Raw genomic sequence first — 16,349 nt, forward strand, 5'->3', positions numbered from 1 at the left:
TGTAGTCGGCTCCTTCTCCCGGCAATCCTGCCGTTTACTCAATTATTTCCACGTCCACGATGGCTTCGACGGGAAGAAATTCGAGACCGTCGTGGTTTTCGATTTCAAGTTTACCCATTCCCACTCCTTTTATGAAACCTTCCAGCATTTCGATTCGCTGTGCTTCATAGAAGTAAAGGGAAACTTTTTGTTTGTATTCGATTGCCTGCATGATCGTTCGCTGCATTTCCTCTAATTTATCACTGCTGAGAATCGGTTTTTCAACGTCCTTTTCTGATTCATACCACTGATTGAGCATTTCCACATGCTCAGGCAGCATGAGGGAAGTCCACTTAATGGTTCCCCGGTCCTGATGTTTGCCTTGCATGACTATGCCCCCCGACGTCGCAGTTTTTTAGCCGGATGAATGGCCAAAATGTTTTCCAGGCGAAAAGTCCTGACTTGCTTGCGGTAAAAGCAGTAAGCCACCACCTGTTCTTCTTTAATCTGGAGAATTCGGACTATGCGCTGTGACAGCCGTCCGTTTTTAGCCTGATAAATCATTTCTACCTTTGTTTTGTTTTCCATAGCCAGATGAAGCACAGTTTCCATTTGTTTTCACTCCTTAAAGGGAACGTTTGTTCTTATTATATGCAGAATGCGATTATTTTACAACCAAATAAACCCTGGTAATTTATACCTAACCTGCCGGAGAAGAGTAACTGCCATTCTGCCTAATCAATAAACACTGCCTTTACGGGCAACAAAACGGCTGTGCTACAGGAGTCAAGAAAATAAAAATCCAGTTTATAAAGATGAGTGGAACAAACAGGTTGAAGCTTCAGCCCTTCCACACGAAGCCATGAGAGGGACAGGCAAAAATAAAAGGAGCCTGGGACAAAAGCATCGTGACCAAAATGAAAACCGAACGATTCCCAATTCGTTCGGTTTTTTTGATGAGCTAAAAGCAAATGCTATGAAAAGTGCCACTTTCCACTCCGGCAAGGTACTGCGCTTTCCGCGGGCATGGCTTCAGCTAACTTGGCAAAGCATACCGCTTTGCCAAGTGGATCTTCAGCTCGCGCTCATCCCGCTGGAGTCTGCGTACCTTGCCTCCGTTGAAGGAGATACCTTCTCTTCAGATGTGATTTCCGTGTTGCCCTATTTCTGTTACAGATAGAAAGCTGAGCTGCATGGAAACCGCTTATTTATGCTATTATCAGATTGTAAAGAATAAAGGAACCCCCATGCTGATTTTCGTCTTCGTCACTGTTTAGATACCTATCAGCCAATAGAAGAATACGGTTTATCTTGTCTTGATCATGTGGAAATCAGAGCACAAAAACGTAGCGATTCGAAGCACGTATCAAACAACAGGATAAAAAGAAAATACACAAATAAAACCGAACGAATTTGATTGGCATTTGGAATTCGTTCGGTTTTTGCTTTGTTGGTCATGTTTTGTCCCGGCCTCCTTATTTAGAAGGGAAAATAGAAAAAAATCAGAAACAAGGCAATAGCAATCAAAAAAGTTGCTCCATAAATGATACTTAGCAAGGGCACATTTTCCTTCATCGAGCGCTTTTCATAGTCCATCGAACGATCCAACTCCTGTTCATGCCGATTCTCGGCTTTTTCATAGACCCTCGCTTTGTCTGACTCCGACTTTCCTAATCGCAATGTTATAATAAGGGCAGCGATACAGACGATAAAGGCTGAGATCATCAAAAAAACATACATGTTATCCCCCCTAAAAGGTTCTCTGTCTCTATTATCTGTGTTTATTAGAAGAAAAACAACGGGAGAATGTGACACAGGGGACACCCTCTAACAGAAAAAGACAACGGACTGGGCAATTTTCCTTGTTTACATTACAATTAAAATAGGGAAACTGGTTAGTAAGCAGTACATAACTGCAAGTGCGGGTGCGAGGAGAATAGAACTTGTACATATTTAACATAGATATCAACGAACTTAGAGAATTAATTGAAAGTAATAGATTTGATGATTTGCTGATGCAGCTATTGAAAACGTATGAAGGCCTCGGACCGCTGCCGGGCATTTTACTGCCTTTCATTGAGGCTTTTCTGCCGTTTTTGCCGCTGGTCGTTTTTGTGCTTGCCAATGCAGCGGCATATGGATTGCTCGAAGGCTTTTTGTTTTCCTGGATCGGTGCCAGTGCCGGGGCTTTATGTGTCTTTATGCTTGTGCGCAAGCTTGGAAATAAACGTTTTTTTATTTGGCTGCGGAAAAATAAGCAAGTGGAGCGGGTGACCGAATGGCTGGAACGGCACGGATTCGGTCCGTTGTTTTTGCTAATGTGCTTTCCGTTTTCTCCGTCTTCTGTCATCAATATCGTCGCTGCGTTGTCCAAAGTCAGCTTTCAACAATTCATCCTTGCCGTGCTATTGGGAAAGACGGTGATGATTTTTACGATTGCCTTCGTGGGGGACAGTATTGTTTCTTTTGCCCAGAACCCGGTCAAGACAATCGTCGTCGGAATCTGTATTCTGTTGTTTTGGATCTTCGGTAAATTCTTAGAGCAGCGGCTGCAAAGCAAGGCCAGGGAACGAGGGTAGCTTTTAAATAGAGGATTAATATTTTTTCTGAAGGGTAAAATATGGATAGAAACAGCACCTGGAGGAAAAGACAATGAAAAGAATAAATTATTGGAAAGTATTACGGACGGTAGTGATTGCAGGAATACTGGCAGTACTTTTCCGTTCGTATTTATTTGCTAGTTATGTTGTGGACGGAAAATCGATGGAGCCTACCCTGTATGACGAAAACTTGATCATGGTGAACAAGATGGCCTATGACTTGCACAATATCAACCGGTTTGATGTGATTGTCTTTCACGCTAATGAAAAAGAAGATTACGTGAAACGTGTAATCGGCACCCCGGGAGATACGATCGAGTACAAGAACGACCGTTTATATCTGAACGGAGAGCCGGTCGAGGAAGAGTATTTAGAACCGTTTAAAAAGGATGATGGCAAACCGCTGACAGAAGATTTTTCCCTGGATGGAGTCACGGGTGAGAGTGAAGTGCCAGAGGGGAAACTGTTTGTCATGGGAGATAACAGACGGGAAAGCCTGGACAGCAGGTATTTCGGATTTGTTTCCCAAGACGAGGTCGTCGGAAAGGTTGACGTGAGATACTGGCCGCTTTCACAATTAGGTGTGAGCTTTTAAAAAAACTTTTCGCACGCTCAATCTTACAGTGATACAAAATGCAACCTAGTGAAACCTGAGAAGCTAGTTCTATGTTATTATAAAGTGCTTAGACTCGCTTTGACAGAATACTTCGCTTTCCGCAGGCTTCGCACGGAGAGCGTAGTGTATTTCCGTAGCACCGTATTAGCACCTTACATTACCATGATAAAAAATGGTACGCCATATACGTGGGATGAAGGTAATTGGGATAAAACGAAACAACCAACAGGGACAGTCATCTCAGGAGGGGCTGTCCCTATTGGTGTGTAATCAAATGATCAACAACAGCAGGGTGTAGCCGGCAACACCCGTCAAAAAAGCGCCGAAGCTGCTTTGTCTTTCTTCGGGAAGCTCTTCTTTTAAAATATTGAGAATGACACCGCCGGCAAGAAAAGCTGTTAAAAAGGAAACAAGGAACGGCTTCACCTCATACAAACTTCCTACTATCCAGCCGACCAGCACTGCCACGCTCAGCAGCCAGCGGCCGTATTTATCATAAACCCTTTCGTGTCGTTCGCGGAGACTGAAATCATTAATGATAAAATGGACAGCCAGCGCCAGAAAGTAAAAAAACATTCCTGTAATGTCCGTAAATTCCTCAGTAATCAATAAATAGCCAATAATCGCATTATAAAAAAAGAAGGAACCAATATGGGTCCAAAAAACTCCCGTATTGGTCTTACCCGGACCGGCAGCGTTATTTTTTCGTTTAGACACTTTTACCATCCGTTCCAGTCCATAAAAAAGGGTCAGTCCTGCAAGGGCGACCAGGTAAATATGTGATTCCAGAAAAGATAAACCTTCTGTAGTCAATGTCTCTTCGACAGCCTGCTGGTGTTCATTCAGATCGGGCAATAAATGAATAAACACATATGCGACAGCAACGCCGCCGGAAATAGACAGAAGCCTGCTCCTCGGTACATTGTTCAGGAACAGCAATTTTTCGGAAAATAAATGAATCAAAACAAAACACAAAGCAAACAAAAAACTCATCCAGAACATGTAAATTCTTCCTCCTTCCCTGACTCTTTCGTTATTCCCTGTTTGGTAAAGGATTATCCGGATTTTTTCTACCAAAAGAAAGCTTGTCCAATCTCTGGTCAGACCGCTATGTAATTGAATAAAACGAACGTTTGTTCTATAATGGGATAGAAACAGCAAGGGAGCTGTTTTTAATCAGGCAGCACCCTTGCAAAAACGGTCAGCCCGGTAAACAGGAGTGGAATCAGCAGCAATACTAGCGAAAATCCGATTGTTGGAGCTAAAGCAGATCCCATAGTAGCACCAGACAAAAGGGTAAACGAGTAAATCGCAACAGCACTTGTTCCGGCGGTTGCATGACGTCCAACCAGGAGTACAACCATGGGGATGGTCAGCGATGTGGATACAATCATGAAAAAGGAAGCAATTGCAATGGTTCCTACATTTAAATGAATAGCCGCTGGAAGAAACCCGGCTGCCATAATCGCCAAATGCAGCCGCAGTACCCGTTTGGCTCCGAATTTTTTCAACACAATGCTTGTAAAAAAAGAAGGGAGAATCCCGATTAAGCTGATGGCGCGGAACAACTGCAGCGGAATCGGAAATTCGGGCCAGCTGGTATAAAGATAGATTTCAAAAGCCCCATAGAACAGCATGATCGGAAACAATAGGAAAAAGGCGATCAGGTAAAGACTGCGGACAATGCGGTTGCGCAAGCATGATAAAATAGAAGCAGTAAGTTTCTTGAACTGAAGACCGTTTGCTTTGGCAGATGGTTGCAAGGTAAACAATAAAAAAATGAAACAGGAAAGATAAAATACACTGAAGGCAATGAACACACTGGAAACAGAAAAAATATCGGCGAATGCTGCTGCAATAATTTGACCGAATACACCGGCAAAAAGGAATCCGGTATTGATGAGAGCGATGGCTAATCCCTGCAGGGCGGGGGAAAAGCTGCGAAAACAATAGCCGAATGCCAGGGGTGCGAAACTTGCAGCAAGCAGCCCTTGTATTACACGCAATAATAAAATAGATTCGATGGAATCAGCCAGGGCGATGGCCGCGGTTATTAGCGTCAATATAGCCATACCGGTCAACATGATCCGGCTTAAAGGCAGCTGATCGGCTAAAAACCCGAAAAACAAAAGACCGAATGCGTATGCCAGGATAAAGAAAGAACTGGCCAGAGAAGCATTCCCGATTGATACGTTGTACGTTTCGGACAGCAGCGGATGCAAGGGGATCATTACATACAAACTGCTTGCGACAAAAACAGCACAATAAATCAAGGCGGCCGCGCTAATCGTTTGCTTGGCCATTCTGCCGCCTCCTTTTCGATAGACTAGTGTACTATATGTTTCAAGGATAATTTTGTGAAAAAGGGGAGAGAGTGACGATGGGTGTCCGGTTTTTATTAGGAAAAGCAGGGGCTGGAAAAAGTAATCACTGCCTGCAGGAAATAGAAGGAAAATTGAACGAAGATCCAAAAGGACCACCGCTTTTGTATATTGTGCCGGACCAAATGACCTTTCAGCAGGAATATGCGCTACTGAAAAGGGATTCGATCAACGGGAGCATCAGAGGGCAGGTATTCAGTTTTTCACGTTTGTCCTGGCGGGTTTTTCAGGAGACCGGAGGAGGCACCAGGAAGTTTATCAGCTCTACGGGTGTCCAAATGATGCTTCGGAAAATCACCGAGGAACGGAAATCCGATTGGAATGTGTTCCAAAAAGCGATTGAAAAGCAAGGCTTCATGGAGCAATTGGAGCAGATGATCACCGAGTTCAAACGGTACCGGATTTCCCCTGAAGCACTTGCCGGGCAAATCGTTAACATGGATCGCTTCACCCATAAGTACCCCGGGGAGAATGCATTGCGGAATAAGCTGGAAGACTTGAGTTATATCTATGACCGGTTGGTCGATGCGTTGCGAGATCAATATATTGATAGTGAGGATCAGCTGCAGCTGTTGGCGGAAAAAATAGAAGAGGCATCATCCCTTGAAGATGCAGAAGTGTATATTGACGGATTTCATCATTTCACGCCGCAGGAAATGCAAGTTGTCGAAGCATTGATGAAAAAAACAAAGCAGGTGACCATCACTCTGGCTATAGATGGGCCAGCAGATGAAGAAGCGTCTGAACTGGATTTGTTCTGTCTGCCGACCGAAACCTATCATGCTGTCCGGGCTGTTGCAAAGGAAAACGGCATCCCGGTCGATGAAATCCGGCACCTTGGGCAGGAAGAAGGACGGTTTGCCAACAGACCATATTTTTCTCATTTGGAGAAGTACTTTGATAAACGACCGGCACCTGAATACCCGGGCTATGTGCCGATTCAGCTGGCACAGGCTGTCCATCCGCGTGCAGAAGTAGAAGGAGCGGCACAGGAAATCCTGCGTATCGTCCGGGAGGAAGGCTACCGGTATAAAGATATCGCTGTTCTGATCCGCCAAACGGACGTTTATCATGATTTGATCGACACCGTTTTCGAAGATTACGGTATCCCTGTGTTTATCGATGAAAAACGGACGATGATGAATCATCCGCTGCTGGAGCTTATCCGTTCCGCACTTGATGTAGTGGAAGGGAACTGGCGCTATGATGCGGTATTCCGTCTTCTGAAAACGGGCTTTATTCCTGCATCTGACAGTGAATATCCTTTAACGGAAGATGCGATTGATGAATTGGAAAATTATGTTCTGGAATATGGCATCCGTGGTAGAGACCGCTGGTTCAGTGACCAGGAGTGGAGGTTTCAGCGTTTTCGGGGATTTGACCAGGCATCGCAAACAGATAAAGAACGGGAAATCCAGTCGAGGATCAACCGCTACCGCAGCCAAGTAGTCCAGTTTCTTCAACCGTTTGACGAACAAGTCAGGGGAGCGGCTACTGTCATGGATAGAGCGAGTATCCTTTTTGAATGGTTGGAAACGCTCCAAGTACCACGCCAACTGGAAGAAGTCCGTACGGAATTGGACGAGCAGGGGCGAAATGAACAAGGGCGGGAACAGGAACAAGTATGGGACGGGGTGATTCAGCTTCTCGATGAAATGGTAGAGATTATCGGGGAAGAGCGTTTGTCGTTACAGGTGTTCCGTACTACCCTGGAGTCCGGTTTTGAATCGCTCAAATTTGCCCATGTACCACCAAGTATGGACCATGTTGTCACCGGTACAATCGACCGGTCGCGGATCAGCGGTATCAAGTGTGCCTTTTTGCTGGGGGTCAACGAAGGGGTCTGGCCGATGAAGCCGGCAGCAGATGGCATGATTTCGGAAGAGGAACGGGAATTGCTTGCGGAGCAAGGTCTCCGTTTGGCAGATGGCAGCAAACGCCAGCTGCTGGATGACTGGTTTTATGTCTACCTTGCTTTTACTTGTGCACAGGACAAGCTTTGGATTAGCTATCCGCTTAGTGATGAGGAAGGAAAATCAAAAGTACCATCCCAGTTGATTAATCGTATCGAGGATTTATTCCCGACCTGTTGCGATCACCTGCTACTGCAGGATCCGGAAGAACTGATGGAAGCCGACCGGTTCATCTCGACCCCCATAAAGACGAGATCGGCGCTGACAGCGCAGCTGGCCCGGAATTTGCGCGGCTATCCGATTCATGATATCTGGTGGAATGTATTAAACTGGTATATCGAGCATGAGCCGAAGGATGGCACTGTATTTACCATTCTGCAAAGTCTGTTTTATAAAAATACGCCGACCAATTTAAAAGAGGAAACAGCCAAACAGTTGTATCCACGTGAAGTGAAAGCGAGTGTCTCCCGTCTGGAAATGTATTACCGCTGTTCCTATCAGCACTTTGCCAAGTACAGTCTAGGCTTGGAGGAACGCCGCACTTATAAACTGGATGCCCCGGATATTGGGCAGCTTTTCCATGAGGCATTAAAGAAAATCACGGAATGGATTCAACAAGAAGGCCGCAATTTTTCCGACTTGCAACGGGACGAAACCAGCAAGTATGCAAGCCGGGCGGTACAAAACCTTGCTCCTGTGCTGCAGCATCAAATCCTGCACAGCTCGAACCGGTACCAGTATATTCAGCAAAAGCTTCAGGAGATTATCGCCAGGGCGGCTTTCGTTTTAAGTGAACAGGCAAGACAAAGTAAATTTTCTCCCATCGGATTGGAGCTCGGATTCGGTCCCAACCAGGAGCTGCCGCCGATTACGATCGACCTGCCGAATGGTTTCGAACTGATGCTGCGGGGAAGAATCGACAGGGTCGACAAAGCATTGGAACAGGAAAATTTGCTTTTGCGGATTATCGATTATAAATCAAGCTCCAAGGGATTGAATCTCGTAGAAGTTTATTACGGTCTTGCCCTGCAAATGCTGTCTTATCTTGATGTGATTTTATCCCACTCGGAGCAATGGCTCGGCGCCAAGGCAAGCCCTGCCGGAGTATTGTACTTTCATGTTCACAATCCAATGATTTCCGGCAATAAACGGCTTGATGATCCGGATATCGAACAGGAGATTTTTAAGAAATTCAAAATGCAGGGGCTGCTGCTGGAAGACGAACAAATTGTCAAAATGATGGATACAGGGCTTGACAGCGGAATGAGTCAAATCGTCCCAGCCGGATTGAAAAAAAACGGTGGCTTCCGCAAAGGTTCCTATACTGCAGGACAGGAAGCTTTCGATCAATTGCGTGAGTATATCCGGGACCTGATGGTACAGGCTGGCACGGATATTACCGACGGTGGTGTACATCTCAACCCGTATCAGCAGAAGCAGCAAGTGGCCTGTACCTACTGTCCGTTTAAATCGGTTTGCCAATTTGACCCGACGCTCCACGAAAATAATTACCGCAGACTGAAGGATATGAAGGACGACGAAGTACTCGATTTGATCACCCGGAAGGAGGAAGACTGATGCCGCAATGGACCAAAGAACAGGAAGAAGCAATTTACGCAGCTGGAAGCGATATTCTGGTCGCGGCTGCTGCCGGATCTGGTAAAACGGCAGTACTTGTCGAAAGAATCATCCAAAAACTGTTGAATAAGGAAAATCCGGTGGATATCGATTCCCTTCTCGTCGTAACTTTCACCAACGCAGCAGCTCAGGAGATGCGGAACCGTGTAGGGGCCGCACTGGAAGAAGCACTACAGGAAAACCCCGGCTCTCTCCATTTAAAAAAGCAGTTGTCGTTGTTGCAGCGGGCATCGATATCGACGCTGCATTCCTTTTGTATGGATGTAGTCAGGCAACACGCCTATATGCTGGATATCGACCCTGGATTCCGTATCGCCGATGATATTGAAGGAGATATGATCAGACAGGAAGTCCTGGAAGATATGTTTGAAGATTGGTACGGAAAAGAAGGAGAGGAACAAAAAGCATTTTTCTCAGTGGTAGACCGCTTTTCCAATGACCGCAGTGATTTGGAAGTAGAAGAACTGATTCTTAAGTTATATGATTTTGCGACACAGAATCCGTGGCCGGATGCATGGCTGGATCAAATGGCTGCGATGTACGATGTGAATGAAGAGGCAGGTGAAGAATCGCTGCCCTGGCTGCCCATCCTGAAGCGGGAAGTGAACAGCCAGCTGGATGCGATGCAGCATGAAGCACAGTCTGCTCTTGACTTAACCAGAGATAACGATGGTCCCTACCATTATGCGGAAACGATTGATGCTGATTTGGAAATGATCCAGCAGGCGAAGGCATTGCTACAAATCTCATGGAAAAAACTTCAACAATTTTTCAAAGAAAGCAAGTTTCAAACGCTATCCAGAAAAAAAGCGGACTGTGCAGAAGAGAAAAAAGACAAAGTGAAGGAGTTGCGAAGCAGCTATAAAAAACGCTGGAATGACCTGGCTGAAGACTGGTTTTCCCGGAGCATGGATGCCTATTTGGCAGACATGAAAGGACTGCATCCAACCGTTGTCCAGCTTACTTCGCTCGTCAAGGAATTCAAACGGCGCTATACACAATTGAAAAAGGAAAAAGCGATTGTCGACTTTTCCGACTTAGAGCATTATTGCCTGCAGGTATTACTGGATGACACATCGACTCCGGAAAAACCTGTCCCATCCAGTGTTGCCGGCAATCTCCGCAACAACTTCACGGAAGTTATGGTCGATGAATACCAGGATACTAACTTGGTACAGGAAACGTTGCTTTCGCTGATTACCGATCAGGAAGGTGCAGGGAACATGTTCATGGTCGGGGACGTCAAGCAAAGCATTTATCGGTTCCGGCATGCTGAGCCTTCCTTGTTTTTGAATAAATACAAGCAATATGCAGATGAAGCAAGTCCAGGGAAACGAATCGATCTTGCCAGGAATTTTCGAAGCCGGGAGCAGGTATTGGCTGCGGCCAACTATATTTTCCGTCAGCTTCTAAGTGAAGACGTCGGTGAAATGGAGTATGAACCGGAGGCAGAACTGATTTATGCCAACCGTATTTATGATGAACTGCAGTTTGGTGACACAGATGCGGAACTGCACATCATTGATCGGGAAAACCAGGAAGAACGCCAGCAGGAAGATACAGGGGAAGAAAATTTCCAGGATTTAGAGAAAGCACAGCTGGAGGCACGTGCATATGCACGGATGATAAAAAAATGGATCGGGGATGAACAAATCCCGCCAATGAAGGTAGTCGATAAGGCGAGTGGAACCCAGCGTGACATCCAATACCGCGACATCGTGATCCTGATGCGGTCGATGACGTGGGCACCGACGATAACCGAGGAATTAAAACAACAGGGGATCCCGGTGTATGCAGAACTTTCAACTGGTTATCTTGAAGCGATTGAAATCAAAATCATGATCAGTTTGTTGAAAGTAATCGATAATCCGAGACAGGACATTCCCCTTGCTTCGGTACTCCGTTCCCCGATTGTCGGTCTCGATGAGGAAGACTTGGCGGAAATCCGTCTGGCGAAAAAACAGGCAGCCTATTACGATGCCTTGCAGTCGTTCATCGCCTCATCAGCCGATAACCGAAAAGTGGAAAAAGTCCGATCGTTCATCAACCAGTTAAAGGATTGGAGATTACGCGCACGTCAAGGTGCGTTGTCTGAGTTAATCTGGCAGATTTACCGGGAATCAGGCTATTATGACTTTGTCGGCGGGATTCCAGGCGGAAGACAGCGCCAGGCTAACTTGCGAGCATTATATGATCGGGCGCGTACCTATGAGAATACATCTTTCCGTGGGTTGTTCCGCTTTTTGCGGTTTATTGAGAGAATGGAAGAACGCGGCGACGATTTAGGTGCAGCCAGAGCTCTGGGCGAACAGGAGGACGTCGTCCGCTTGATGACTATCCATAAAAGCAAGGGGCTGGAATTTCCAGTCGTTATCGTCGGGGCAATGGATAAACAATTCAACCAGCAGGATTTGAAGCAAAAATACTTGCTGCACAAAGACCTCGGTTTCGGCAGTAAATATATTGATCCGGACAAACGCATCATGTACCCGACCCTCGCTTATCATGCGTTGAAAAAAGAGAAGCAGCGGGAAATGCTTGCAGAGGAAATGCGCGTGCTGTATGTGGCATTGACTAGGGCTAAAGAGAAGTTGGTAATGGTCGGTAATGTGGCGTCCTTTGAAAAGAAGCAGGAAAAGTGGCAGCAAATCATTGATCATCCCGAATGGGTACTGCCTTCCCATTTCCGTTTGGAAACCCAAAGCTATCTCGACTGGGTCGGACCAGCTCTGATTAGGCATGATGCCAATCAACCGCTCCGCGATGTAGAAGTAAGCGTCCAAGTTCCAGAGTCAATTCGGCGTGACAGTTCCGATTGGCAGGTCCAGTTGTTACATGGCAGTGAATTCGCCAATCTGGATACGTTGGAAGCGGTGGAACAGGAAAAAATCAAAACATCTGTACAAGAATGGAAGACCCTTCCTGATACGAGGCCAGAATTGGATAATAAAGTGGCAGCCCGTTTATCCTTTGTCTATCCAAACAGGAATGCAGCCTTTTATCGTGCTAAACAAACCGTAACAGAGTTGAAACGACAACGGGAAATAAAAGATGAGTATAGTAGTGATCAGCTAGTTCAGCGTCATCAGGCGCCTATCATCAGGCGGCCACGCTTTATGCAGCAGGAAAAGCGATTGACAGCTGCCGAAAAAGGAAGTGCCATGCATGCCGTCATGCAGCATCTGCCATTCGATCGGGCATGGAAAAAGACTGCGCTTGTCGAATTCGTCCAGGGGCTGGTAACCAAAGAGATACTAACGCAGGAAGAAGCCGATGTCATTGATAGTACAGCTATTGAGCGCTTCTTTACGACAGAAATAGGCAGGATGGCTATTGAAACAGAAAAAGTAACACGGGAGGTTCCGTTCAGTTTATCTATCAATGCAAAAGAAGTATATGCAGATTGGCAGGAAGAAACTGATGAACAGGTACTTGTCCAAGGGGTGATAGATTGTATTATCCCGGACGGTGAGGGATGGATCATCATCGATTATAAAACAGACAGTGTCGATGGAGACGTTACGCCCGAGCTGAAGCGGCAACTATTATCGCGCTATCAGGTCCAGCTTGATTTATATGGACGGGCGCTTGAACAAATTTGGAAGCAGCCAGTCACGAAAAAGTATCTGTATTTCTTTGATGGGGCATTGTTAATGGAAGTTTAAGAAGTTGCTTGTCCAATAGTTGAAAGAATAGAAGGAACCGGTTCGCTTTCTTGGCAAACCGGTTTTTTCTTCCTCATTCCAGCATACGTTTTCCCCTTCCCCTGGAAACTAGTACGTAATGAAGCAGGCAAGCGGAAAACATCTCCGCATCCGAAAAACGGACTAAGCGTTTGCGGAAACATTTTGATCTGCAACGTCGGGGTCAGCCGTATTTGTAGCACTCAAACCGCTGTTGGTATTGATGAAGTCACCGGTATTGAAAGAACCAGAGCCGGAACTTACTTTGGAAGTGCTTTTAGGGGAAAGATAAAAGCTGTCACCAAAGTTGATGACCCCTCCGTCTATACCGTTGATCTTGATTGGTCCGACTATCGACGGCATTATATGACACCTTCTTTTTTTGCATTTAATACATTGTATTGACCGGAGAGTTATTCTGTTCCTCCCTGAGAATACGAATGTGTTTTATCCGCGCTTCGGTATCCAGAACGTTCAAACTTCCCAACTGCACAGTGGAAGAAGCGGATACCCCAAGCACGCTGATGTTTCCTACACATATTTTGGGACGATGATGGATGGTTGTCTGTCTGACGAGGGGAGCAGGAGGAAGAGCCGCGGATTGTTTGCTGAATACGGGAAAGTCAGCAAACTCAACCGGCACATCCCCTTTCTTGGTAATCCCCTCTTCCTGAACGGCAATGGCCAGCATCTTGGCCCGTATGCTGCCTACATCCCCGATTTCAAAAATCGAACTATACGCCACTGAATTGACATAGATGGTATCTACATAGGAAGTGCGCTTCTGCATTAATAATCTTCCTCTGCTTGACGGCCCAACGGAACAAGGGAACCAACAATATAAGACTCAGGAGGGGTATCGTAAAAGGACTGCAAATTGATTTGTTCATTATCCCCGACCAAGAGTGTGGAAGAGGAAGAGACACCGGAAACTTCAATATTGCCGACATTTATGTCCCAATTGTGTACGGTATAATTCATTCAGGGAAATCTCCTTTTCGAAAAAATTCATGGAGGGAATGGTTGATTTCCTTCCAGACTTGATCTTGGATGAACTCAGCATCTGGTGTGTCCCCCTCCCTATGTTCAAGATAGTAAGCCGCCCGTTCTGGCAGCTGTTGTTTTATATCCTGGAGCAAAATATCGCGCTGTTTGGGGGAGAGTGCCCGTTTGTATTGATTGGACAATTTTTCCAACAGCATTGGAGCTTCGGACGTTACAAAGCGGTCCAGATTTGCGACAATTTGTTGTCCCGGTGGGGGTGAGTAAGGCTGAATAGCCGCTGGCTGCTGCTGGTTGACAGCAAAATCTTCAATGGATTCCAAGCCTTCAGGACTTATTCCGATATGCAAGGTTCCATCAAGGCGTTCTATTTTTAATTGATCAAAATGATAGTCGATTCTCTCAACATTCGTATGATTGGTCTTCTGATTATTTTCCAAGTCGGCCACCCTTGCTTCCAGGTCTCGCAGCCGCTGCTCCTGGTTTTGGATATATTGCTGCAGCTGGTTGAAGTATGCTTGCCAGTACTGTGGATGCATCGTTGGAAAACTCCTTTCTGGGCAAAGACCTATAGGTTACAAGGTTAGATTATGCTGAAAAAGCGAATTGGTGCATTATCCAGGTGGGGCAAGCGGGACGAGTGGTTCCTGTTCGGAAATTGCTTCTGCTTCCTCGGCTTGTTCGGTGTAACCGCCGGTATTATAAAGTTCCGCATTGGCTCGAATGATACCCGCGCTGCCAATTTGCAGAATGGATGAGTTGGAAACACTGTTCACTTTCAGCGTGTGGATAGAGATGGATTGATGGACGGTCAAATGCACAATGAATCCCCCTTATGGGCCAATATTCGGCTGATCAATTACGTCATCATCTTTAAAGTTTGTGACAGAGTTTTGGAGTTGGATTTGGATACCGTTCCCCGTATTGAAAGAGCCGCCGCCGGCAAAGGTTTTGGAAGTCGTGTACGGATTGATGGCGTAGACATCCCCGATATTGAATATGCTCGATGAAGATACCGTATTGACTTTTACCGCTCCTACTACCGCAGGCATAGCACGATTCCTCCTTTCTAATACTTTATGAAAATGATTAAAAACTGTTCGACCGTCCATGAAAATGTCATGGTACATTTCAAACGATTCAGCTACAATGACAATAGGTAGAAAGCAAATAGGAATAAGGGGGAAATTGATGACGAAGACAGGCTCTCCACTAAATGAAAACCAGCGGCTTATTTGGATAGATGCAGCGAGGGGGCTGGCCATTCTCGGTATATTCATGGTAAATGCGCCAGCCTTCAATGCTCCGTTCTTTCTGTATGGCGGAGCAGGTGATTACTGGGACAATAAACTGGATCATGCAGTACAGACTGGAATCGATATTTTTTTTCAAGCCAGCTTTTATACACTTTTTTCCTTTTTGTTCGGATTCGGGATGCAAGTGATGTATGACAGGCTGCAGGAGAAAAAACAAAACACAATCTATGTATTGGTCCGCAGGCTTGTGGTTTTGATTTGTTTTGGGATTATACACGCCTTTTTGATTTGGCACGGAGATATTTTGTTGTCCTATGGAATTATCGGTTTTTGGTTGTTTTGTTTTTACCGGAGGCAGAACCGCACGTTATTGGGGTGGAGTTTGGGCCTGCTGTTAATACCGACCGGGCTTCTAACCATGTTATCCTATGCAGCCAGAAATTTCCTTTCGGATATATCAGCAGGGGACAGTCAGAGAATTGCAGAGGCAATGGCCAACTATGGAGAAGGGAGTCTCTTGGACATTTTACGGCAGAATGCTGCGGACTGGTTATATGCCAATGGAGGAATTGCCTACTTGTTTTTGACATTCAGCCTGCTCCCGATGTTTTTATTGGGGATGTATGCTTCCCGCAAGAGGTGGCTGCATGACACCGACCGATATCGGTCGGTACTGGTCAAGCTTTGGATTTGGACTTGTATCGTATTTATCCTTATGAAAGTTGGTCCTTATATAATTGGCAATCCATTTTGGTTAAATGAGGCGAAACGGGCTGTTGGTGGAAGTGCTTCTGCGTTATTCTATGTACTTTCCGTCACTTTGGCGTTCCGCACAAAGTATGGTCGAATGTTGTTAATGCCGCTTGCCTCTGTGGGAAGGATGTCGCTTACTAATTACTTGGGACAGTCACTCATTTGCTTCTTTCTGTTTTATAGTGCAGGTCTCGGACTCTATGGAGCCGTACGACCTATCTATTCAGTCGTACTCGTCCTCATGATTTTCAGTTTGCAAATCTTCCTGAGCAAGTGGTGGTTCAGGTATTTTCGTTTTGGTCCTGCAGAGTGGCTTTGGCGGAGTTTGACTTACGGAGAAAAGCAACAGTTAAGGCGACGCGTTCGGTCTGTTGATTAAAGAAAAGGGAAGAGGTTGGGGTATTACATAACACAGACTAACCGAACGATGACAGGATAGGAAGTGTGAAAAGTACTTCTGTTGTGCTTATGGCTGGTGATGCAATGGAGAAAGCGAGGGACCAGCGAATGAACTTGGTAATAGGAGGC

General features: G+C 45.8%; 16 protein-coding genes. 5 read left to right on the forward strand and 11 right to left on the reverse strand.

Annotation, left to right across the window (positions count from 1 at the left end):
- Positions 1 to 34: 34 nt before the first annotated feature.
- From ERJ70_RS04680 to ERJ70_RS04690, 3 genes are all read right to left on the reverse strand, one after another.
- Complete coding sequence (locus tag ERJ70_RS04680; protein WP_209367513.1) at positions 35 to 367, reverse strand: YolD-like family protein; 333 nt, start codon at positions 365 to 367, stop codon at positions 35 to 37.
- 2 nt (positions 368 to 369) lie between these two features.
- Complete coding sequence (locus ERJ70_RS04685; protein WP_209367514.1) at positions 370 to 591, reverse strand: WYL domain-containing protein; 222 nt, start codon at positions 589 to 591, stop codon at positions 370 to 372.
- 867 nt (positions 592 to 1,458) lie between these two features.
- Positions 1,459 to 1,719 (reverse strand): hypothetical protein, encoded by a 261-nt coding sequence (locus ERJ70_RS04690; RefSeq protein WP_209367515.1) that lies wholly within the window; start codon positions 1,717 to 1,719, stop codon positions 1,459 to 1,461.
- Positions 1,720 to 1,922: 203 nt separating this feature from the next.
- Between ERJ70_RS04690 and ERJ70_RS04695 the strand changes: the two genes are divergently transcribed.
- Positions 1,923 to 2,558: a TVP38/TMEM64 family protein gene (locus ERJ70_RS04695; protein ID WP_245208117.1), complete on the forward strand. Its 636-nt coding sequence runs from the start codon at positions 1,923 to 1,925 to the stop codon at positions 2,556 to 2,558.
- A 73-nt stretch (positions 2,559 to 2,631) separates the two neighbouring features.
- The gene (gene lepB / locus ERJ70_RS04700; RefSeq protein ID WP_209367516.1) at positions 2,632 to 3,174 is read left to right on the forward strand and encodes a signal peptidase I; all 543 of its coding nucleotides are present in this window, start codon (positions 2,632 to 2,634) and stop codon (positions 3,172 to 3,174) included.
- A 291-nt stretch (positions 3,175 to 3,465) separates the two neighbouring features.
- Here the strand turns inward: lepB and ERJ70_RS04705 are convergent, their stop codons facing one another.
- Positions 3,466 to 4,197, reverse strand: coding sequence for a hypothetical protein (locus ERJ70_RS04705; RefSeq protein ID WP_209367517.1), 732 nt, complete (start codon positions 4,195 to 4,197; stop codon positions 3,466 to 3,468).
- Positions 4,198 to 4,367: 170 nt separating this feature from the next.
- Positions 4,368 to 5,498 (reverse strand): MFS transporter, encoded by a 1,131-nt coding sequence (locus tag ERJ70_RS04710; protein WP_209367519.1) that lies wholly within the window; start codon positions 5,496 to 5,498, stop codon positions 4,368 to 4,370.
- A 77-nt stretch (positions 5,499 to 5,575) separates the two neighbouring features.
- Here ERJ70_RS04710 and addB point away from each other — a divergent pair, with 77 nt between their 5' ends.
- Complete coding sequence (gene addB / locus ERJ70_RS04715) at positions 5,576 to 9,067, forward strand: helicase-exonuclease AddAB subunit AddB (RefSeq protein ID WP_209367521.1); 3,492 nt, start codon at positions 5,576 to 5,578, stop codon at positions 9,065 to 9,067.
- On the forward strand, positions 9,067 to 12,792 hold the full coding sequence (gene addA / locus ERJ70_RS04720; RefSeq protein ID WP_209367523.1) for a helicase-exonuclease AddAB subunit AddA: 3,726 nt from the start codon (positions 9,067 to 9,069) through the stop codon (positions 12,790 to 12,792). The genes addB and addA overlap by 1 nt, the downstream gene beginning before the upstream one ends.
- Positions 12,793 to 12,954: 162 nt before the next feature.
- Here the strand turns inward: addA and ERJ70_RS04725 are convergent, their stop codons facing one another.
- The 6 genes from ERJ70_RS04725 to ERJ70_RS04750 form a co-directional block, all read right to left on the reverse strand.
- Positions 12,955 to 13,173: a spore germination protein gene (locus tag ERJ70_RS04725; RefSeq protein WP_026571138.1), complete on the reverse strand. Its 219-nt coding sequence runs from the start codon at positions 13,171 to 13,173 to the stop codon at positions 12,955 to 12,957.
- Between the two features lie 25 nt (positions 13,174 to 13,198).
- Positions 13,199 to 13,600, reverse strand: coding sequence for a spore germination protein GerPE (locus ERJ70_RS04730; RefSeq protein ID WP_209367525.1), 402 nt, complete (start codon positions 13,598 to 13,600; stop codon positions 13,199 to 13,201).
- Complete coding sequence (locus ERJ70_RS04735) at positions 13,600 to 13,791, reverse strand: spore germination protein GerPD (RefSeq protein WP_209367527.1); 192 nt, start codon at positions 13,789 to 13,791, stop codon at positions 13,600 to 13,602. Before ERJ70_RS04735 ends, ERJ70_RS04730 begins: the two co-directional genes overlap by 1 nt.
- A complete protein-coding gene (gerPC, locus tag ERJ70_RS04740; RefSeq protein WP_209367529.1) occupies positions 13,788 to 14,351 on the reverse strand; it encodes a spore germination protein GerPC in 564 nt (187 codons plus the stop codon). The genes ERJ70_RS04735 and gerPC overlap by 4 nt, the downstream gene beginning before the upstream one ends.
- 75 nt (positions 14,352 to 14,426) lie before the next feature.
- Positions 14,427 to 14,633, reverse strand: a complete 207-nt coding sequence (locus tag ERJ70_RS04745; protein WP_209367531.1) for a spore germination protein GerPB — start codon at positions 14,631 to 14,633, stop codon at positions 14,427 to 14,429.
- Positions 14,634 to 14,645: 12 nt separating this feature from the next.
- Entirely contained in the window at positions 14,646 to 14,864 is a 219-nt protein-coding gene (locus ERJ70_RS04750) for a spore germination protein (RefSeq protein WP_209367533.1), read from the reverse strand.
- A 139-nt stretch (positions 14,865 to 15,003) separates the two neighbouring features.
- Here ERJ70_RS04750 and ERJ70_RS04755 point away from each other — a divergent pair, with 139 nt between their 5' ends.
- Positions 15,004 to 16,200: a DUF418 domain-containing protein gene (locus tag ERJ70_RS04755; protein WP_209367535.1), complete on the forward strand. Its 1,197-nt coding sequence runs from the start codon at positions 15,004 to 15,006 to the stop codon at positions 16,198 to 16,200.
- The last annotated feature ends 149 nt before the right edge of the window (positions 16,201 to 16,349 follow it).

The sequence above is a fragment of the Sediminibacillus dalangtanensis genome, from assembly GCF_017792025.1.
In the GTDB taxonomy this organism is placed as follows: domain Bacteria; phylum Bacillota; class Bacilli; order Bacillales; family Amphibacillaceae; genus Sediminibacillus; species Sediminibacillus dalangtanensis.